We start from the raw sequence: 18,538 nt of genomic DNA, 5'->3' as shown, positions 1-18,538 counted from the left end.
TGCTAATCTCTCCCCGTTCGACACGGGAGGGAGATCATGCCCGAGTTCGTCGCCAGCCTGCTCGCCGCCGCGGCCTTCTGCCTGACGTTGCTCGCGCTGAACGCGCTGACACGGCTGCTGATCCAGGCGCATATCGCCCCCTCGGATCTCGGCGAGACCGGCTTCCTGCAGGTCGGCGGCGCACTCCTGATGGCCCGGGCGGCCTACCGGCGTTCGCCCCAGCGCCGACCGGGCTGACGCTCAGCGCAGGAACGCGCCGAACGAGCGCGGGCCGTTGCCCGTCGGGATAGTCGCCAGCACCTCGAGCGTCCTCGAATCGAGGACGCTCAGCGTGTTGTCGCCCCAGTTGGCGACGTAGAGGCGTCCGTCGGGATCCGCGGCGATCCCTTCCGGGTGGTCGCCGACATCGACGTCGGCGATCGGCTTGAGCGTGGCGAGGTCGAACGCCGTGACGCTGCCGGCATACTGGTCCGTCACGAAACCGCGCCCGCCGGCGAGGGCGATGACGTAGGGCCGGCGGCCGGTCGGGATGCGGCCGATCTCGCGCCCCGTCTTCAGATCCAGCACCGAGACGTCGTCGCCGGTCACGTTGGCCGTGTAGGCGCGCCCCGCCGCGGCATCGAGCGTGATTCCGAACGGATGCTGCCCCACCGGGATGACCTTGGTCTCCCGCCGGGTCGCGGCGTCCACGACCGAGACCGTGTCGGCCTCGCGGTTGGCGACGTAGAGCGTCGCCCCGTCGGGGCTGACGGCGATCCCCGAGGGCGAAGCGCCGACCGCGATCTCGCCGTCCGGCACCAGGGTGCCGTCGCGCTCGGTCAGCACGAACAGGCGGTGCCCGTACCAGTCGGCCACGTAGACCGCGCCGCCCCGCGGGTCGGAAGCGACGCCGAGCGGGCCGCCGGGCAGCGGCACCTCGGACAGGACCTTGCCAGCGTCGAGGTCGAGGATCGCGAGGCCGTGCCCCTCCGGGCGCGTGACGTAGGCCCGCCGGCGATCGGGCGACAGGGCGATCCCAGCCGGGGCCCCGTCGACTGGGATGCGGCGCACCACCTTCCCGGCGGCCAGATCGACGATCTCGACCGCGCCGCCAAGCTGGGCGGTGACGACGGCCTCCCGGGCCGGTTCGGCACGGGAGGCCGTCGCCACGAGGACGAGGCCGGCGGCGAGGGCCGCGCGGCCCCGAGCCGGGCTCACGAGCCCTTCTCGACCTTGGCCTTCAGGTTGGCGAGGCTCGCCTTGATCCAGTCGCCGACGCCCTTCTCGGAGGCCTCGTCGTTCAGATCCGGCGGCGGGTCGTTGTTCATGTAGCCGCGATAGAAGGCGGCCTTCCACTCGACCTTCGACTTGGCGTTGCCCTCGGGCTCGACCGTGATCGTCGCCGAGTAATCGTTCGCAGGAAGATCCTTCACATCGACCTTGTCGATGTAGTAGGAGAACATCTTGTCCTCGGGCTTGTACTTGTTGCTGGTCTCGGAGATCTGATTGCCGTTCTTGAGCGTCAGCACGCGCTTGAACTTGCCGGCCGGGTCGCCGTTGAGCTCCGTCTTGGTGACGTTCTGCATCCAGTCGGCGTTCTTCAGGTCGCCGACCACGGCCCAGACCTTGTCGGCGGGGGCGTTGATCTCGATCGACTCGGTGATCTTGCGCCGGGTCGGGCCGTGGGCCTGCGCGGTCGCCGCCACCAGGGCCGCCGTGGCCGCCAGGGCCAGGGTGATTTTCTTCATCTTGTCCTTCTCCTCCCGCCCTCAGCGGTCGTCGCGATCGAGGACGCGCGCCTCGGGGCCGAGGGCCGCCGCGACCTTGTCCTCGATCCAACCCCAGGCCTCGCGCTCGCGCGGTCCCGCGGTCTTGCCAATGGCGATGGCGAGGTAGGCCATCTCCGTCAACACCTTCCCGGGCTCCAGCATGTGGAGCCGGGTCGAAAGAATGGCGGCCTCGAGGACCGCCGCCTGCGCGCGGTTGAAGCCGATGAACGGCGCGTGCGCGGCGCTGTGGACCATCCGGCCCCGGAAGCGCGGCCGGGTCTCGTGGGCTTCGACGGAGGCGACCGCGAATTCCGCGTGGCCGAAACTGTCGGCGAGGCGGCGGCCCTCGATCGCCGCGCACGGCAGCGTCGGCCACTCGCGCCGGCCCGTCACCGCGCCGGCGATCACGCGGATGTCGCGCGGGCTCGAGGCAGCGAAGCAGGGATTGGCCTCCAGGTTGACGATCGTCGGCGATGGCCGGAACGGCGCGAGGACGTAGCCCTCATCCTCGCCGATCAGCCCGAACGGGACGAGGTGCAGCTCGCCCGCCGGGGACAGGGTGGTGACGATGGTCTCGAGGATCAGCGGCATGGCCTCACGCCTTGTCGGCGGGGACGAGGCGCCCGCAGACCAGCTTCGACGGCGGATCCTGCGGGCGCTCGGGGGAGACCGCGGCGCGCGCCTCGCTGTCCGAGATCGTCTCGGATGACGTCGCACCGGCCTCGGGCCCGACCAGGCGCGCGTCGCGGGTCCCGGGCGGCGGCGCGTCGGGTCCGGAATGACGGGTATGGCCGGCCTTCTTGAAAGCGGTGGCATCCTCGACATCGGCGTCGGCCGCGCAGCCCCAGTCGAGGGCCTCGTCCTGAACGTAGCGCTTGCCGAGCCGCCACGCCGTCTCGGCCTTGGCGAGTTCGGCGCCGAGATAGAAGGCGTGGGCGCCGTCGCTCGCCACATCGAGGTCGGGGAAGAAGGCCATCGCGTCGGTGCCGACCCTGTGGATGTCGCGGTTGTAGAGGTGGATCCCGTCCTCGGCGATCACGATCCGGTAATTCGGGTCGCGCACCTCGGCGGCGGCCTGGGCGATCTCGTCGGCGGTCTGCACGAACGGGCGCTTGTCGTGAAGGGCGAGGAGCGCCCGGCCGTAGCCCTTCGGCAGCGCCGAATCGGCCTTGGCCGCGTACATGACCCGCCGGGCGGCGTCGTGCTCCTCGACGGTGCGGCGGGTGTGGTTGGAGACCTGCACGATCAGCACGTTGCGGATCGACAGCTCCGAGCACATCCCGACGAGCAGCGCCGTGACGCCCAGGGAATCGGCCTCGGTCAGCTCGGTGAGGTTGCCGGTGCCCATCATCATGTCGATCTCGGGCCAGCGGGCGCGGGTGTCGCGGTAACGCGCGATCGAGTCGACGAAGCCGTGGTGGATCGGCTCGAGGATCGGGTCGGCCAGGAACGGCCGCCCCGCCTTGAGCATGCGCTCGATCGCGCGATCGAGGGAGGGCAGGTCGTCCGGCCGCATCGGCACGAGGATCGGCATCGCGTCGGTCTCGAAGGCGAGATCGAGGGTCTCCTCGTTCAGGCTCAGCAGGAAGTCGGCGCCGGCGCCGGCGCCCCGGACCAGTTCCTCGCGGGAGAAGGAATCGACGCTGACCCTCAGGCCGGCGCCCTTCAGGGCCCGCACGGAATCCTCGAGGTGCGGGAACGGGGTATCGGGCAGGCCGCCGAGATCAATGACGTCCGCGCCGCGCCCGGCGAGATCGAGCCCCTTGGCGAGGATCTGGTCGACGCTCATCTTCGACGCGTCCACGATCTCCGAGAAGATCCGGAGGTCGTGCCGGGACAGGTCGACCTTGCGGGCGGTCAGGCCGAGCCAGGCCGGCAGGTCGACCACCTCGTCGGGTCCGCGCTCCACCGGGACGCCGAAATGCGCCGCAAGGTGCTCGGGCTCGGCCCGGCACCGGCCCGGCAGGACGATCCGCGTGGCGCCCTCGGGCAGCACGACCCGCCGGCGGATGATCTCCTCGGTCATCAGCGCCGCGACCTTCACGCCGGCATCCGCGATGCTCCAGTGGAGGGTCTGCGGAAGCCCCGCCGCGACCTTCTCGAGCCGCGCCCGGGCGAGGCGGCCGGTGACGAAGACGATGTGCTCGGCGGTGCTCACGCGGCGCCCCTCGTCTCGACCGCGACGCGGCGGTGCGGTCCCCAGACCTCGATCGTACCCCCGAAACATGCCGCGAAGCCCGGGAAGGCGGCATCCACGATCCGGTCCCGCGCCAGCGCGGCGGGGTCGACGCCCGGCGGCGCATCGACGGATTTCACCAGGACGCAGCGCTCCGCCCCGACCCGCGCGGCGAGCCAGAGGGCGAGGCTGTCCGAGGTGACGTCCCAGGTCTCCGGGATGTCCGGGTGGCCGGCTCGGAGAGCGCGCGGGTTCCAGACCCGAATCCGCGCGGGCGCCGTCTCAGCCCAGGGCTCCAGGCTCTGCACGAGCCGCGGCTCGATCCCGCGGAAGATGCCGGCCGCGTCACTCATGGCGTCGAGCGCCCGGCGATGGGCCTCGGCGTCTCCGAAGCGCTCCCGCGCCTGCGCGGCCCGGACGGCGTCCGCGAAGGCGCCGCCGCCCGGCACCACGATGCAGCGCCCGTGCGTGCCGTCGCCGATCGCCTCCAGCAGGGCGCGGCGGCGATGCGGATCCGCCTCGAGGCTGCCGCCGATCTTGATGACGCTCGTCACGCCGCGTCCTGCCGGCTCGGCCGCAGGGCGCGCAGGGCCTCGGCCACGCGCAGGGGATCGATGCCGTTGCGGCGGTCGAAGTCCCGGCACAGGCCGCCGCGGAAGCCGAGGTAATCCGGCCGATGCGCGCAGAGGCCGGGGATGTCGATGACCCGCAGCGACCCGGCGAGGCCGCTCATTAGGCCGTTCGCCCGGCAGGCGGTGGTGAAGGCCGAGAGGTCCGAGGGCGCGGCGAGGTCGGGCAGGCGGGCGCCGGTCTTGCCGGCGGTGTCGATCATGGCGCCGGCGAAGCCGGCCGCCGCCAGGGCGGGCACATGCGGGGCCGCCGGCCCGTCCTCGGCGAACAGCACGGCGATCAGCCGGCCCGGCGCGGCCGCGACGCGGTCGGCCAGCGCCGCCGCGTCCCGGATCTCGGCAGGACGTAGACCGATCTTCACCCAGTCGACCCCGGTCCGGGCCAGGGCGGCGACGGATCCGGCCGCCGGATCGGCCACCGCGCTCGTCGCGGCCCCTCCGGACACGCGGGCGACGATCTCCCGCACGACGTCCTCGTCCAGGGCGCCGAGCGCCCCGCGCTCCGGGTCCTTGGCGTCGATCAGGTCGGCGCCGGCGAGGCGGGCTGCCTCGGCCTCGGCCGGATCGCGAACGCTGACGAGGAGCCGGGGCAGGGGGTCTTGCTGGATGGTGGACGCGGGCACGAAACACTCGAACTTGAACGGGCCGTCTCAGGACTTCCCGGGCAGCGGCTCGGCGAGCAGGCGGTTCTTGACCACCCAACGCATCGCGTGCGCCCAGGTATCGTCGGTGTCGGCCCGGATCGTCACCTGCCCGCCGCGCACCACCTTGCCGGTATCGGCTTCGGCGATCGCGACGCTCAGGTTGAAGATCTGGCCGGACCCCTTCTCCACATAACCGGTCACGACGAGGTCCGCACCCAGGCTCTTGGCGATGTCGGCCGCGCAGCCGTTGCATTTGTAGAGCGGCCCCTCCTTGGCCACGACGTCGGCCTTGGGCGCGGTATCGACGATCTCCAGACCGGCCTTGTCGCGCAGGGCGTTGCGCAACTCGTCGGTGACGAGGGCGAGCTTCCGGGCGTCCATCGGCCGCGTCCGGGATCCGTAGGCGGCACCGGGATCGAACAGCTCGACCGGGAACACGGCGGCCTTCTCGGCGGCGCCGGCCGCACCGGGCAGGGCGGTCCACAGGACGACGCCGCAGGCGAGCGCGGCGCGGAGAGACATGTGGCGCATCGGCGGGAGCTTCCTCTCGAGGCGTGCGACCGCCCGAGGCGGCGGCATCGTTCCCGCCATAGGTCGGGCGAAGGGACAATTTGGCAATGTACTTCCGCGCCCGCCTATCCCACGACGGTAACGTGAACGTCGGGACGAGACGCCGCGGTTGAGCGGCCTGAGCGGAAGCTGATAGAGGCCGCGCGCATGCACCATCCTGCACCCGACACGGCCCTCCGGCACAAGACGCGCCCGTCCTGGCTGCGCGCGGCCGCCGTCGCGCTCGCCATCGCCCCGGCGGCGGCGCGGGCCGAGGACCCGGCGCCGGCGGCGGTGGCGCAGCCGGCCCAGGCCGCCGCTCCGCAGGCGCTCGAGACCCATGTCGGCCTGATCTACCGGCCGCAGCCCGCCCCGTCCTCGTACGATGCCGAGGCGGCGCCGGAGGACGAGGGCCTGGCCGGCGCCAAGATGGGCATCGCCGACAACAACACCACCGGCCGCTTCACCAAGCAGACCTACGTCCTGGACGAAGTCGCCCTGACCGACGACAAGCCGGACGCGGTGGCGGCGGCCAAGGAGCTGATCGGCAAGGGCGTGCGCTACCTGGTCCTGGCGCTCCCCGCCGACGCGGTTCTGGCCGTGGCCGACGCCGTCAAGGACACGGGCGCGGTCGTGCTCAACGCGGGGGCGCCCGACGATCGTCTGCGCGGCGCCGAGTGCCGCGCCAACGTGTTCCACATCCTGCCGTCGCGGGCGATGCTCACCGACGCCCTGGCGCAGTACCTGACCGTGATGCGCTGGCGGAAGCTCTTCCTGATCGTCGGCCCGACCGACGCCGACAAGGCCTACGCCGACGCGATGCGCAACTCGGCGCGGAAGTTCGCGCTGAAGATCACCGCCGAGAAGCCCTGGACCTTCGGCCCCCTCGCCAAGGCGCGCGGCGACACGCCGACCCGCGCCGAGGCGATGGTCTTCACCCGGGGCCTCGACTACGACATGGCCATCGTGGCCGACGAGGAGGGCGACTGGGGCGACTACGTGCCCTACCGCACGGTCGATCCGCGCCCCGTCGGCGGCACCCAGGCGCTGACGCCGACGACCTGGTCCCCCGTGCTGGAGACCTGGGGCGCCGCGCAGGCCCAGAACCGGTTCCGGCGGCTCGCCTCGCGGCTGATGCGCCCGCTGGACTATCAGGTCTGGGCGGCGGTGCGGACGGTGGGCGAGGCCGTGACGGCGAAGAAGACCAACGACCCGGCCGTGATCGCTCCGTACCTCGTCGAGCCCGCCTTCACGCTGCCGGCCTACAAGGGCGTGCCCCTGAGCTTCCGGCCCTGGGACCATCAGCTCCGGCAGGCGATCATCGTGGTACAGCCGAAGGCGCTGGTCTCCGTCGCGCCCGAGCAGGGTTTCCTGCACCAGCGCACGCCCCTCGACACGCTGGGCGTCGACCTCCCCGAGACCACCTGCAAGTTCAAGTGAACCCGCGGCCTGCGGCGATGGCGAGCGGCCAAGGCCCTCGCAACGCGCGGAAATCGCACTACAAACGTCCCCCGAGAACGTCCGCCCAGGGCGCCGGGCCGTCGCAAGGGAAGGAAACCGTATGAGCCGCCGCGTCGAGGCATGTCTGAGTGGGGTCGCCCTCGGTGCGTGGTTCGCCCTGTGCGGGCCGGCCGCCGCCTTCACCGCCTACGTGACGAACGAGAAGGGCAACTCGGTCAGCGTCATCGACACTAACACGATGGCGGTGACGGCGACGTGGAAGGTCGGGCGGCGCCCGCGCGGTGTGACCGTCTCCAAGGATGGCAAGGAGCTGTTCGTCTGCGCGAGCGACGACGACCGGATCGACGTGCTCGACACCAGTTCCGGAAAGGTGGTGCGCTCGCTGCGCTCCGGGCCGGATCCGGAGCAGTTCATCCTCGACGCTTCCGGGAACCCGCTCTACGTGGCCAACGAGGACGACAGCCAAGTTACGATCATCGACATCGAGAAGAACAAGGTGCTCGCCGAGGTACCGGTGGGCGTCGAGCCGGAGGGGATGGGCCTGTCGCCGGACGGGAAGATCCTCGTCAACACCTCCGAGACGACCAACATGGCCCACTTCATCGATACGAAGACATTCCAGGTCATCGACAACGTGCTGGTCGACGCCCGGCCGCGCTTCGCCGAGTTCACCGCCGACGGCAAGTTCCTGTGGGTCTCCGCGGAGGTCGGCGGCACGGTGAGCGTGATCGACGTCGCCCAGCGCCGCGTGATCAGGAAGATCACCTTCAAGATCCCGGGCGTGAACGACGAGGCGATCCAGCCGGTGGGCATCCGGATCACCAAGGACGGGTCCAAGGCCTTCGTGGCCCTCGGGCCGGCGAACCGCGTCGCCGTGATCGACGCCAAGACCTACGCGGTCGAGAAGTATCTGCCGGTCGGCCAGCGGGTCTGGCAGCTGGCCTTCACGCCTGACCAGAAGCAGCTCTTCACCACGAACGGCACCTCCAACGACGTCTCGGTGATCGACGTGGCCGCCGAGAAGGTGGTGAAGAGCATCCCAGTCGGGCTCCTTCCTTGGGGCGTAGCGATCTCGCCGAACTGATCCGCGCGACCTCCGGGCGCCGAGCGAGGACGGCCGCGCGCGACGCGGTCCTAGGGTGGAACACGATATGACACGCATGATTCGAACGGCGGCCCTCGGCCTGGCAGGGCTGCTCGCCGCGGCACCGGCCAGTGCCCTCGACCTGACCAAGAAGCGGGAGAACCTGCCCGACCTCGTCCTGGGCGACGATCAGGGCAACGACTTCGTGGTCGAGAACAAGGACATCACGCTGGAATCCGGCAAGGCCTACCGGCTACGGATCGTCGCCAAGGGGCGCCAGGAATACAAATTCTACGCGCCGGAGTTCTTCCGCTACATCTGGTTCAACCAGATCGTGATCGAGCACAAGGAGATCCACGGCGGCGGCCCACCCGATCACCTGGAGTTCGACGATCCCGGCGAGATCGCCATCGAGTTCGTCGCGATCAAGCCCGGCACCTACACGTGGTCGGTGCACGGCCTGGAGTCCAAGGGCATGACCGGCACGCTGACGGTGAAGTGATGCGCATCCTCCTCCTCTCCGCCTGCCTCCTCGCCGCCGGCCCGGCCCTCGCGGCCGACGACGCCGCGTCCTGCGCCGAGGGCATCACGATGATCCGCAACGCCCTCGCCCTGAACCCGCCCGAGACGGCGGTGCCGAAGCTCAAGAAGGCCCTGCGGGTGGCCGAGCGGGAGCAGAAGGAGGGCGAGTTCGACGAGTGCCTCGACGCCGTCTCCGACGCCCGGAAGGTCCTGGGCCGATGAGCGCGACCGAGCCGGCGGCCCTCCTGATCGAGCATGTCGGCCACAAGTTCGGCGCCCGCGCCGCGCTGGACGACGTCTCGATCACGGTGGAGCGTGGCCACTTCGCCGCGCTGCTGGGGCCGAACGGCGCCGGCAAGACGACGCTGTTCTCGGTTATCACCCGGCTCTACAACAACCAGACCGGGCGGGTCTCGATCTTCGGCCACGCCCTGGATCGCGAGCCGTCCCGGGCGCTGGCGCGGCTCGGCGTCGTGTTCCAGGCCCGCACCCTCGACACCGACCTGACGGTCGAGCAGAACCTCCTCTACCACGCGAGCCTGCACGGCATCGCCCGCGGCGCCGCCAAGGTCCGTGTGGGCGAGCTGCTCGACCGCGTCGGACTCGCGGACCGGCGCCACGACAAGGTGCGCACACTCTCGGGTGGCCAGTCGCGCCGGATCGAGATCGCCCGCTCCCTGATCCACCGCCCCGACCTGCTGCTCCTCGACGAGCCCACCGTCGGCCTCGACCTAGAATCCCGGGCCGACATCGTGGCGATCGTCCGCGCCCTGGTGCGCGAGGAGGGGTTGTCGGTGCTCTGGGCGACCCACATCTTCGAGGAGATCGCGGACGACGACGACGCCGTGGTGCTGCACCGGGGCCGGATCGTCGCCCGAGGCCGGGCCGGCGGGATCGGCAGGCCCGGCGAGGCGCTCGCCGACGCGTTCCGCCGCCTGGTCGCCGAGCCGGGGAGGGCGGCGGCATGACGAACCCGACGCCCCTCGCCACCCGGATCGGCCCCGCCCCGCCGCGCGGACAGGCCGCGCGGATCGGCCGCCTCGACGCGGTCGGCTACCTGATCTGCCTCGGCGGCATCGTCCGCCGCGAGCTGCTGCGCTTCTTCAATCAGAAGGAGCGGTTCTTCTCGGCGCTGGTCCGGCCGCTGGTCTGGCTGTTCATCTTCGCGGCCGGCTTCCGCAACACGCTCGGCGTGTCCATCGAGCCGCCCTACCAGACCTACGTGCTCTACGAGGTCTACGTGGTCCCGGGCCTCGCCGTGATGATCCAGCTGTTCAACGGCATGCAATCGTCGCTGTCCATGGTCTACGACCGCGAGGTCGGCTCGATGAAGGTGCTGCTCACCTCGCCCTATCCGCGATGGCTGCTCCTGCTCGCCAAGCTGATCGCCGGCGTCGCCGTCTCGATTGTGCAGGCCTACGCGTTCCTGGCCGTGGCGTATTTCTGGGAGAGCGACATCCCGTGGCTGGGCTACCTCGCGGCGCTGCCGGCCTTCCTGGCCACGGGGCTGATGCTGGGAGCGATCGGGCTGTTCCTGTCCTCGCTGGTTCGCCAGCTCGAGAACTTCGCCAGCGTGATGAACTTCGTGATCTTCCCGATGTTCTTCGCCTCGTCGGCCCTCTACCCCCTGTGGCGGATCCGGGAATCCTCCGAGACTCTCTACTGGATCTGCGAGCTGAACCCGTTCAGCCACGCGGTCCAGCTCGTCCGCTTCGCCCTCTACCTTCAGTTTGAGCCGGTCGCCTGCGCCGTTGTGGTGGGCGTGGGGCTCGCTTTCTTCGGCATGGCGGTGGTCGCCTACGACCCCGGCCGCGGCATCATGGCCCGGCGCGGCGGCCCGGCCGGCGACAACACTTGATGGAGTCCGCCCGATGAACGTCCTCCTGACCCGCATCGTCGGCCCGGCGCTGGGGCTCGCGATCCTCGCCGGTCCCGCCCTGGCGCAGCCGAAGCAGGATCCGGATTGGCCCTGCGTCCAGCGCAAGGTCGCCACACTCAGCCCCGGCCAATTCTGGACCGGCCCCGACGTGGAGGCCGCCGGCGACTGGGGCAGCGACAACGACGCCGCCGTCCTGGCGCAGAAGATCGCGTCGCGCCGCACCGACCTCTCGCAGGTCGGCCCGCTTCTCGACACGTTCGCGGAGAAGTTCGGCTCCGACAAGGACGCGAAGGACAAGGCCCTGACCCGCGTCTACGCCGGCGTGTTCGAGGTGCTGAACGGCGAGCGCAACAAGGTGGTGGGTGGCATCGCGCGCTACGCGCAGGGCCAGCGCCGGATGGCCGAGCGAATCCGCGACGAGGCCGACAAGATCAGTCAGGTGAAGGACGCGCCGAGCGCCTCCGACGCCACGGAACTCCCGAAGGACCAGTCCGAGCTGGAGACGAAGTTCGCCTGGGATCGCCGGATCTTTCAGGAGCGGAGCCAGTCGCTGACCTATGTCTGCGAGGTTCCGCAGCTGCTCGAGCAGCGGCTCGGTGAGATCGCGCGCCTGATTCAGGCGCGGCTCTGACCCCACGCCAGCGATCATTGCCAAACTATCCCGGGCAGATTGCCGAAATATCCTTAAGTGCCTGAAATCTTTACCGAAACTGTTGCTGTTTAACCACGTGGCGGCGGCTTCGGTCGGCGCGGCCCGGAAATGAGGCCGAAACGCGTCTCACGTGTTCTTGAACCAATTGTGCGCGTTCCCGGCACCCGCCAAGAAAGACCCAAGCTCGGCAGTCACGAGCACGTGTTTGGGTTTGAGGGGGTTGGGGATGTCACTTCGGGCGCTTCGGAGCAGCCTGGTCGCGTCGGCATCGATTCTCGCCGGGACGGTTCTCCCGACGGCGGTGCAGGCTCAGCAATCGGTCACGCTCGGCGAGATCAGCGTCGTCTCGACGTCGCCGGTTGGGTCCGGCGGCGGAAATTCGAGCCAGGCGCAGATCTTCAACGGTCCCGGACCGGTGCCGCCGGCCGGCTCCCTGGGACCGAGCACCGGCGTGCGGCTGCGCGGCTCCGAGCAGCCGCTCTACAAGATCCCCAGCACCGTCGAATCGGTCACGGCGAGCGATATCACGATCGATCGCGCCAGCGACAACCTGACCACGACGCTGGCCCGCCGCACGCCCGGCATCAACGTCTCGGACTCGCAGGGCAACAACAACCGCGTCGACATCACCTACCGCGGCTTCACGGCCTCGCCCGTGCAGGGCGTGCCGCAGGGCCTCGCCGTGTATCAGAACGGCGTGCGCATCAACGAGGCCTTCGGCGACATCGTCAACTTCGACCTGATCCCGCCGCAGGCAATCCAGCGCATCGACGTGGTCACCGGCAACCCGGTCTTCGGCCTCAACGCGCTCGGCGGCGCGGTCAACATCCAGATGAAGAACGGCTTCACCTGGCAGGGCACCGAGATCTCGGCCTGGGGCGGCTCGGACGCGCGCACCGCCGGCTATCTCGAGTACGGCAAGGTCTCCGGCCCGTGGAGCTTCTACTTCACCGGCGACGGCCTGAACGACCGCGGCTGGCGCTACGAGAGCCCGAGCACGATCGGCCGCCTATACGGTGACATCGGCTACCGCTCGCAGGATGCGGAGTTCCACCTGATCGGGCTCGCCGCCCGCAGCTTCTTCGGCGCGGCCGCGGCCACGCCGGTGGACTTCACCCACCGCGACCCGCGGGCGATCTTCACCTTCCCGCAGACCACCACCACCGAGGTCGGCACGCTCCAGCTGACCGGCCGGGTCGACATCTCGCCGACCTGGGATCTCGCCGGCAACGCCTATTTCCGCCGCTTCAGCCAGACCTACGTCGACGGCAACGACGGCAACTTCGAGAACTGCAGCACGCGCTCCAGCTTCCGCGGCAACCTCTGCTTCGAGGATGACGGCTTCAGCCCGGCCGCCGGTCAGTCGCAGCTCGCCTTCCGCAACCAATTCCTGATCCTGGGCCAGCAGAACCAGCGCATCCCGTTCCGGGCGGGCATCCCGTACGGCACGCTGGACACGACCCGGACGGAAGCCACCGGCTTCGGCGGCTCGCTCCAGGCCGCCAATCGCGACCGGATCTTCGGCCTGTCCAACACCTTCGTGGTCGGCGGCAGCATCGACGCGGCCAATTACGGCTTCAAGTCGTCCAGCACGCTCGGCGTCATCAACCCGGATCTGTCGATCACGACCAACCCGAGCAACCCGTTCTACGGCAACGTCCCGGGCCTCGGCACGCCGCAGCTGCGGACCGCCGGCGCGCTCGGCATCGCGCCGAGCTCGGTCAACGGCTCCAACCTCTACATGGGCCTCTACACCCTCGACACGCTCGACGTGACCGACCGGCTGTCGCTGACCGCCGGCGCCCGGCTCAACTTCGCGCGCATCCAGAGCGAGGACCTGACCGGCTTCTCGCCGGACGTGACCGGCACGCACTACTTCAACAAGATCAACCCGGTCGCCGGCCTGACCTACCGGTTCTTCGACGCGCTGAACCTCTACGGCAGCTACTCGGAGTCGAACCGCGCCCCGACCCCGCTGGAGCTGGCCTGCGCCAACCCGGACCGGCCGTGCCTGCTGCCGAACTCGCTGGTGGCCGACCCGCCGCTCAAGCAGGTCACCGGGCGGACCTACGAGGTCGGCTTCCGCGGCCAGCTGCCGAACACCTATGACGGCGGCATCATCACCTACAAGATCGGCGCCTTCCGCACCGATCTCGCCAACGACATCCTGTCGCTGGCCACTCCCGGCAACACCGCCCGCGCCTACTTCGTCAACGTGCCGTCGACGCAGCGGCAGGGCATCGAGGTCGGCGGCGAGTACACGGCCGATTACCTGCGGGTCTACGCCAACTACGCGCTGGTCGACGCGACCTTCCAGTTCAACGGCACCCTGTCGTCGCCCAACAACCCGCTCGCGGATGACGGCGCGATCCAGGTCCGCAAGGGCAACGTCGTGCCGCTGGTGCCGACCCACCAGATCAAGGCCGGGTTCGACTACTTCGTCACGCCCAACTGGCAGTTCGGCCTCTACCTCCAGGCCTTCTCGTCGTCCTACTTCCGCGGCGACGAGTCGAACCTGAACCGTAAGCTGCCGCCCTACTACGTTCTGAACTTCCAGACGAAGTATCAGGTGACGAAGAATCTCGAGGTCTTCGGCCTCATCACCAACCTGACCAACAACCGCTACACCACGTTCGGCACCTACGCCGAGCCGGGCGCGGTGGCGGGCAACCTGCGGATCAGCGATCCGCGGACCACGACCCTGGCGCAGCCCTTCTCGGTCTACGCCGGCATCCGCTATGCCTTCGGCGCCGATCCGGTGCCGATGTCGCCGGAGCCGATCATCCGGAAGTACTGATCCGTCAGCGGCGTCGAGAGGCGGGCGCCTCCCGCGGCCAAAAGGCCGCGCGGGGCGCCCGTCGCGTTTCCGCGCTACCGCATGCGGCCTCCTGTCTCGGGAACGGGCCCGTTCGCCCGGCGTCTCCCCGGTAGCCGCACCGGCGCATTACCGTCCGCTCATGCATGAGGGGTCGGCGCCGGCCGCATCCCGACACCGTGGAGCCTCGTCCCGATGATCATGCGTTTCGCCGTTGCAGCCCTGGCCCTGGCGGCCGCGACGCCAGCCCTGGCGACCCCGTGCGCCGACGAGGTCGACACGCTGCAGCGGCGGCTGGACAGCGCCGGCGCGGCCTCGGTGACCGGCACGACGCCGCCCGGCGGCACCACGTCCTCGAACTCGCCCAAGGCGCTCGACACGCCGCCGGCGCTCACCAAGTCGGACGCCGCCGTGAAGCCCACCGCCGCGGGCGTCGAGGAAGCCAAGAAGCTGGTCGCGCAGGCGCGCCAGCAGGACAAGGGCGGCGACTCCCAGGGCTGCCGCGACACGATCCTGAAGGCCAAGGAGAAGGCCGGCGCGCTGCCGTAGCGCGCTTCCGGCCGGCACCGCTCCCGTGCCGGCCCTTCCCCTCAGTAGGCGTTCTCAGTCTTGAACAGCGCGAACGGCGTGGTCAGCAGGATCTGCAGATCGAGCAGCACCGACCAGTTCTCAATGTAGTAGAGGTCGTGCTCGACGCGCCGCTGCAGCTTCTCTGAGGTGTCGGTCTCGCCGCGCCAGCCGTTGACCTGCGCCCATCCGGTGATGCCGGGCTTCACCTTGTGGCGCGCGAAGTAGCCGTCGACCACTTGGTCGTAGAGCGTGTTGGCGGCTTTGGCCTGCAACGCGTGCGGGCGCGGGCCGACCAGCGACAGGTCGCCCTTGAGCACGTTGAACAGCTGCGGCAGCTCGTCGAGCGAGGTCTTCCGGATGAAGCGCCCGACCGGCGTGACCCGGGGATCGCCCCGTGTCACCATCTTGGCCGCGCCGGCGTCGCACTGATCCACGTACATCGAGCGGAACTTGTAGACCTCGATCAGCTCGTTGTTAAACCCAAGGCGCTTCTGCCGGAACAGCACCGGCCCGCGCGATGTCAGCCGGACCGCGAGGGCGATGACCAGCATGAGCGGCGATAGCGCCAGCAGCATCATCAGGCCGACGCAGCGGTCGAACAGCGCCTTCACCACGACGTCCCAGTCGGCGATCGGACGGTCGAACACGTCCAGCACCGGGACGGAGCCCAGATACGAGTAGCTGCGCGGGCGCAGGCGCAGCTTTGCGGCGTGCGCCGAGAGACGGATGTCGATCGGCAGGACCCAGAGCTTGGCGAGCATCTGGAGGATCCGGGCCTCCGCGGTGATCGGGATCGTGAAGACGATCAGGTCGAGCCGGGCGTGCCGCGCGTAGGCGACGAGGTCGTCGACGTTGCCGAGCTTCGGGTGCCCCGCCACCACGTCCGAAGAGCGATCGGCATTGCGGTCGTCGAACACCCCGACGATGCGGATGCCGCTCTCGCTCTGCGTCTCCAGGGCGGCGATCAGGTCCTCCGCGGGCTGCCCGCCGCCCACGATCGCGGTGCGCCGGTCGAACCGTCCTGCCCGGGTCTGGGCATCGATGATGCGGAACAGGACGAAGCGGCCGACCAGCAGCATCGCGAGGCCGGTGCCGAAGAAGGTCGCGAGCCAGAGGCGCGAGTAGTGGTCGGCGACCTTGGCCAGCACGAGGCCGGCGGCGACCATCAAGAATGTCATCGACCACGCCGCGATCAGCCGGACGGCGGTCTTGAAGAAGCTCCGGAAGGCAGCGACCCGGTAGCCGCCGGACGCCTGGATCAGCGTCACGGTGATCACCGCGATCATGCCGATCGCGCCCGCGTAGGTCAGTCCGAACGGGACGCGGCCGCGGAGCATCAGCACGTGCAGCAGTGCGCCCAAGCCGAAGATGAGCGCGCATTCCAGCCCGCGCACCAGACCGGCCACCACGACGGGCGAGATCGCCGTCGGGCCGGGGACGGCGGTCTCGGCGAGGGGCACGCTGCCCGCGGCCGGGGTCGAGGAAGCCTCCATCGGGACGGCGGCCTCGAGAAGATCGCGAATGTCGAACGCGCTCATCGATCGGCTCCCCCCGAGCCTTGCGGTCGCTGCCTCGGCGAAACCCTGGCACGGGGCGTTGTGGGAACATTTAAGAGCGCGGGCGCCGCCGCCTTTTCCACCGCGGCGCACAGGCCCCCGTTCCTCTTGCTGCTGGTCTCGTCGTCAGGCGGTCCGGGCCCCGGCGATCGCGCGCGGTGCGGGATCGCGGCGCTCCGCGCGGGCCTCGAAGGCCGCGGCGTAGCCGGAGATCACCTCGCTGCCCATGCGTTCCAGCGAGAAGCGCTGCCGGATCGAGGCGCTCAGACTCTGCGTCCGCTCGGCCAGGGCCTCCGGCGCGGCGTCGAGGACCCGTCGGATCCCCTCCACGAGCGCCGCTGGGTCGCGCGACGGCACGAGGTCGCGCGCGGCCGCGCCGAAGATCTCCGGGATTCCGCCGACCCGGGTGGCGACCAGGGGCTGCGCCGCCGCGGCAGCTTCCAGCACGACGTAGGGCAGCGACTCCGCGAGCGACGGGACGACGAGGATCCGCCCGCGGGCGAGCACGGAGCGGATCGCCTGCGGCGGCTCGAACGCCACCGCGTCGGCGAGGCCGAGCCGCGCCACGGTGTCGCGAAGGATCTCGGCATCCGGTCCCGACCCGACGAGGAGCAGGCGCAGCGCCCGGCCCTCGGCCCGCAGCCGGACCAGGGCCTCGAGCAGGTAGGGCAGGCCCTTGGCCTCCCGCAGCTCGCCGACGTAGAGCAGGTCGAAAGGCTCGGCGACGCGGTCCAGCGGCGCGAACTCGGCCTCGGCGATGCCGTTGTGCACGATCCGCGTCACGCGCTCGGGACCGCCGACGAAGCTCCGATGGCGGCCGGCGACGTACTCGCTCTCGAACAGGAACGCGTCGGTGCGGCGGGCGAGCACCGCCTCGGCACCCATGTAGAGGCGGTGCAGCGGGCTGCCCGGCCGGTAATTGTAGCTGCCGCCGTGCGGCGTGTAGGCGCGGATCGCCGGACCTGCCGCGGCGAGCCGGGCATAGGCGCCGCCCTTGGCGCCGTGTCCGTGCAGGACCTCCGCGCAGACCTCCGCGGCCCTCTGCGCCACGGCCCGGAGGCAGGACCAGTCCGACGGATGCGGATTGCGGCGCATCGGCAGCCGGACAAGGCCGAGGTCCAGGCAGGGCACCAGGTCCGCCAGGGCGCCCGCAGCGCGGTCGCCGCCGGTGCTGGAATCACAGACGAGACCGACATGGTGCCCCGCGGCCGCCTGGAGGCGAGCGAGATCCATGACGTGCCGGAACAAGCCGCCCACCGGCGCGCGGAACACGTGCAGGATCCGGTAACGCTGAGCGATGCCAGAGTCGTTCGTCTTCGGGACCACGGTCCAGCTCCCGGGAATATCAGTCCCCAGGTTGTGATGCATCCGTGGTCGCAGGAAACTTAAAGCAGGTCGCCGCGTCTCGACCTTTCCATCAGGACGGTAACCGGAGTTTTACGCGCACGGTCGCAATCGATCCCAACGCTACGTCATCGGCGAGCCGTTCAGGCTGGCCCAGATCGTCCCGTAGTGGCAGGCGGTGGCGGCGAGGACGAAGCCGTGCCAGATCGCGTTCTGGAAGGGCAGGGTCCGCCAGATGTGGAACACGACGCCGATCGAATAGAGCGCTCCGCCCATTCCTAAGAGCCACAGGGCGGTGGGCTGGAGCGCCGCGATCACTGATTCGTAGGCGAACAACCCGCTCCAGCCGAGCAACAGGTAGAGCCCGATCGACAGGCGGTCGAACCGGCCCGGCAGAAACAGCTTCACGGCGATCCCGATGAGGGCCACAACCCAGATCATCGCCAGGAGCGCGTACGCCCGCGGGCCCGACCCGACGAGGGCCACCAGCGGCGTGTAGGTCCCGGCGATCATCAGGTAGATCAGCGCGTGATCGGCGCGGCGCAGGAGCCATTTGCGCGGGCTCACAGGGTAGAGATTGTAGACGGCCGAGACGCCGAGCATCAGGACGAGGGCCGTGGCGTACACGACAACGGCCGCACGTTCGCCGAGCCCGAGATGCGCCGTGACCGCGGTCGCCACCAGGGCCACGGCACCGGCGAGGCCGAACACCACGCCGAGACCATGGATCACGCCATCCGCCATGATCTCCCGCGGCGTGTAGTGCCAGGTCAGGGAGAGCGGTCGACCATCCTCCGCGAGAGACATCTTGAAGCCTCCTGCCACGCGTGCAGCTTAAAGCTTGAGAAGTCTTAGTCGTTCCATGTGCAGATTGCTGATGGGGAGTTATCCCAAGGTTCCACTGAAAGC

20 protein-coding genes are annotated in these 18,538 nt (G+C 70.0%); 10 read left to right on the top strand and 10 right to left on the bottom strand.

Annotated features, from left to right (window positions below):
* Positions 1-36: 36 nt before the first annotated feature.
* Positions 37-237, top strand: a complete 201-nt coding sequence (locus tag BM314_RS00870; protein ID WP_091976473.1) for a hypothetical protein — start codon at positions 37-39, stop codon at positions 235-237.
* Positions 238-240: 3 nt separating this feature from the next.
* Here the strand turns inward: BM314_RS00870 and BM314_RS00865 are convergent, their stop codons facing one another.
* From BM314_RS00865 to BM314_RS00835, 7 genes are read right to left on the bottom strand one after another with little or no spacing between them, the layout of a single operon-like run.
* Complete coding sequence (locus tag BM314_RS00865) at positions 241-1,197, bottom strand: YncE family protein (RefSeq protein WP_091976471.1); 957 nt, start codon at positions 1,195-1,197, stop codon at positions 241-243.
* Complete coding sequence (locus BM314_RS00860) at positions 1,194-1,727, bottom strand: SRPBCC family protein (RefSeq protein ID WP_056528820.1); 534 nt, start codon at positions 1,725-1,727, stop codon at positions 1,194-1,196. Before BM314_RS00860 ends, BM314_RS00865 begins: the two co-directional genes overlap by 4 nt.
* A 21-nt stretch (positions 1,728-1,748) precedes the next feature.
* Positions 1,749-2,339: a DUF447 domain-containing protein gene (locus BM314_RS00855; RefSeq protein WP_056528823.1), complete on the bottom strand. Its 591-nt coding sequence runs from the start codon at positions 2,337-2,339 to the stop codon at positions 1,749-1,751.
* Between the two features lie 4 nt (positions 2,340-2,343).
* Entirely contained in the window at positions 2,344-3,906 is a 1,563-nt protein-coding gene (locus BM314_RS00850; protein WP_091976470.1) for a DUF6513 domain-containing protein, read from the bottom strand.
* Positions 3,903-4,478: an amino acid kinase family protein gene (locus BM314_RS00845; RefSeq protein ID WP_091976469.1), complete on the bottom strand. Its 576-nt coding sequence runs from the start codon at positions 4,476-4,478 to the stop codon at positions 3,903-3,905. Before BM314_RS00845 ends, BM314_RS00850 begins: the two co-directional genes overlap by 4 nt.
* Positions 4,475-5,176 carry a (5-formylfuran-3-yl)methyl phosphate synthase gene (locus BM314_RS00840; RefSeq protein WP_091976467.1) on the bottom strand — a complete coding sequence of 234 codons (702 nt, stop codon included), beginning with the start codon at positions 5,174-5,176 and terminating at the stop codon, positions 4,475-4,477. The genes BM314_RS00845 and BM314_RS00840 overlap by 4 nt, the downstream gene beginning before the upstream one ends.
* A gap of 27 nt (positions 5,177-5,203) precedes the next feature.
* Positions 5,204-5,728, bottom strand: a complete 525-nt coding sequence (locus BM314_RS00835) for a DUF3280 domain-containing protein (RefSeq protein ID WP_091976466.1) — start codon at positions 5,726-5,728, stop codon at positions 5,204-5,206.
* 186 nt (positions 5,729-5,914) lie between these two features.
* On the opposite strand from BM314_RS00835, the gene BM314_RS00830 reads away from it, so the two are divergent.
* From BM314_RS00830 to BM314_RS00790, 9 genes are all read left to right on the top strand, one after another.
* Positions 5,915-7,186, top strand: a complete 1,272-nt coding sequence (locus BM314_RS00830) for an ABC transporter substrate-binding protein (protein ID WP_091976464.1) — start codon at positions 5,915-5,917, stop codon at positions 7,184-7,186.
* A 121-nt stretch (positions 7,187-7,307) separates the two neighbouring features.
* Positions 7,308-8,291 (top strand): YVTN family beta-propeller repeat protein, encoded by a 984-nt coding sequence (locus BM314_RS00825; RefSeq protein WP_020092085.1) that lies wholly within the window; start codon positions 7,308-7,310, stop codon positions 8,289-8,291.
* Positions 8,292-8,358: 67 nt separating this feature from the next.
* Positions 8,359-8,793, top strand: coding sequence for a cupredoxin domain-containing protein (locus BM314_RS00820; RefSeq protein WP_091976462.1), 435 nt, complete (start codon positions 8,359-8,361; stop codon positions 8,791-8,793).
* Positions 8,793-9,035 (top strand): hypothetical protein, encoded by a 243-nt coding sequence (locus BM314_RS00815; protein ID WP_091976461.1) that lies wholly within the window; start codon positions 8,793-8,795, stop codon positions 9,033-9,035. The genes BM314_RS00820 and BM314_RS00815 overlap by 1 nt, the downstream gene beginning before the upstream one ends.
* Positions 9,032-9,781 (top strand): ABC transporter ATP-binding protein, encoded by a 750-nt coding sequence (locus BM314_RS00810; protein WP_091926704.1) that lies wholly within the window; start codon positions 9,032-9,034, stop codon positions 9,779-9,781. The genes BM314_RS00815 and BM314_RS00810 overlap by 4 nt, the downstream gene beginning before the upstream one ends.
* The gene (locus BM314_RS00805; protein ID WP_091976459.1) at positions 9,778-10,671 is read left to right on the top strand and encodes an ABC transporter permease; all 894 of its coding nucleotides are present in this window, start codon (positions 9,778-9,780) and stop codon (positions 10,669-10,671) included. Before BM314_RS00810 ends, BM314_RS00805 begins: the two co-directional genes overlap by 4 nt.
* A 13-nt stretch (positions 10,672-10,684) precedes the next feature.
* Complete coding sequence (locus BM314_RS00800) at positions 10,685-11,323, top strand: hypothetical protein (protein ID WP_091676777.1); 639 nt, start codon at positions 10,685-10,687, stop codon at positions 11,321-11,323.
* A 247-nt stretch (positions 11,324-11,570) separates the two neighbouring features.
* A complete protein-coding gene (locus BM314_RS00795) occupies positions 11,571-14,141 on the top strand; it encodes a TonB-dependent receptor (RefSeq protein ID WP_091976458.1) in 2,571 nt (856 codons plus the stop codon).
* A gap of 213 nt (positions 14,142-14,354) precedes the next feature.
* Positions 14,355-14,708, top strand: coding sequence for a hypothetical protein (locus tag BM314_RS00790; protein ID WP_091976456.1), 354 nt, complete (start codon positions 14,355-14,357; stop codon positions 14,706-14,708).
* Between the two features lie 41 nt (positions 14,709-14,749).
* Here the strand turns inward: BM314_RS00790 and BM314_RS00785 are convergent, their stop codons facing one another.
* From BM314_RS00785 to BM314_RS00775, 3 genes are all read right to left on the bottom strand, one after another.
* Complete coding sequence (locus BM314_RS00785) at positions 14,750-16,267, bottom strand: undecaprenyl-phosphate glucose phosphotransferase (RefSeq protein WP_091976454.1); 1,518 nt, start codon at positions 16,265-16,267, stop codon at positions 14,750-14,752.
* 144 nt (positions 16,268-16,411) lie between these two features.
* Complete coding sequence (locus tag BM314_RS00780) at positions 16,412-17,611, bottom strand: glycosyltransferase family 4 protein (protein WP_091976452.1); 1,200 nt, start codon at positions 17,609-17,611, stop codon at positions 16,412-16,414.
* Between the two features lie 141 nt (positions 17,612-17,752).
* Positions 17,753-18,436, bottom strand: coding sequence for a PAQR family membrane homeostasis protein TrhA (locus tag BM314_RS00775; protein WP_056528859.1), 684 nt, complete (start codon positions 18,434-18,436; stop codon positions 17,753-17,755).
* Between the last annotated feature and the right edge of the window lie 102 nt (positions 18,437-18,538).

This window comes from Methylobacterium sp. 13MFTsu3.1M2 (assembly GCF_900112625.1).
Lineage (GTDB): Bacteria > Pseudomonadota > Alphaproteobacteria > Rhizobiales > Beijerinckiaceae > Methylobacterium.
The sequence above is the reverse complement of the archived record's forward strand: the minus strand, read 5'-3'. Positions and strand labels throughout refer to the sequence as shown.

What these genes read in the sequence shown, in the direction of transcription:
- BM314_RS00775 (WP_056528859.1), bottom strand. Translation starts at nt 18,436, where the DNA reads ATGTCTCTCGCGGAGGATGGTCGACCGCTCTCCCTGACCTGGCACTAC.
- BM314_RS00795 (WP_091976458.1), top strand. Translation starts at nt 11,571, where the DNA reads ATGTCACTTCGGGCGCTTCGGAGCAGCCTGGTCGCGTCGGCATCGATT.
- BM314_RS00855 (WP_056528823.1), bottom strand. Translation starts at nt 2,339, where the DNA reads ATGCCGCTGATCCTCGAGACCATCGTCACCACCCTGTCCCCGGCGGGC.
- BM314_RS00815 (WP_091976461.1), top strand. Translation starts at nt 8,793, where the DNA reads ATGCGCATCCTCCTCCTCTCCGCCTGCCTCCTCGCCGCCGGCCCGGCC.
- BM314_RS00835 (WP_091976466.1), bottom strand. Translation starts at nt 5,728, where the DNA reads ATGCGCCACATGTCTCTCCGCGCCGCGCTCGCCTGCGGCGTCGTCCTG.
- BM314_RS00860 (WP_056528820.1), bottom strand. Translation starts at nt 1,727, where the DNA reads ATGAAGAAAATCACCCTGGCCCTGGCGGCCACGGCGGCCCTGGTGGCG.
- BM314_RS00790 (WP_091976456.1), top strand. Translation starts at nt 14,355, where the DNA reads ATGATCATGCGTTTCGCCGTTGCAGCCCTGGCCCTGGCGGCCGCGACG.
- BM314_RS00810 (WP_091926704.1), top strand. Translation starts at nt 9,032, where the DNA reads ATGAGCGCGACCGAGCCGGCGGCCCTCCTGATCGAGCATGTCGGCCAC.
- BM314_RS00800 (WP_091676777.1), top strand. Translation starts at nt 10,685, where the DNA reads ATGAACGTCCTCCTGACCCGCATCGTCGGCCCGGCGCTGGGGCTCGCG.
- BM314_RS00825 (WP_020092085.1), top strand. Translation starts at nt 7,308, where the DNA reads ATGAGCCGCCGCGTCGAGGCATGTCTGAGTGGGGTCGCCCTCGGTGCG.
- BM314_RS00805 (WP_091976459.1), top strand. Translation starts at nt 9,778, where the DNA reads ATGACGAACCCGACGCCCCTCGCCACCCGGATCGGCCCCGCCCCGCCG.
- BM314_RS00820 (WP_091976462.1), top strand. Translation starts at nt 8,359, where the DNA reads ATGACACGCATGATTCGAACGGCGGCCCTCGGCCTGGCAGGGCTGCTC.
- BM314_RS00785 (WP_091976454.1), bottom strand. Translation starts at nt 16,267, where the DNA reads ATGAGCGCGTTCGACATTCGCGATCTTCTCGAGGCCGCCGTCCCGATG.
- BM314_RS00870 (WP_091976473.1), top strand. Translation starts at nt 37, where the DNA reads ATGCCCGAGTTCGTCGCCAGCCTGCTCGCCGCCGCGGCCTTCTGCCTG.
- BM314_RS00830 (WP_091976464.1), top strand. Translation starts at nt 5,915, where the DNA reads ATGCACCATCCTGCACCCGACACGGCCCTCCGGCACAAGACGCGCCCG.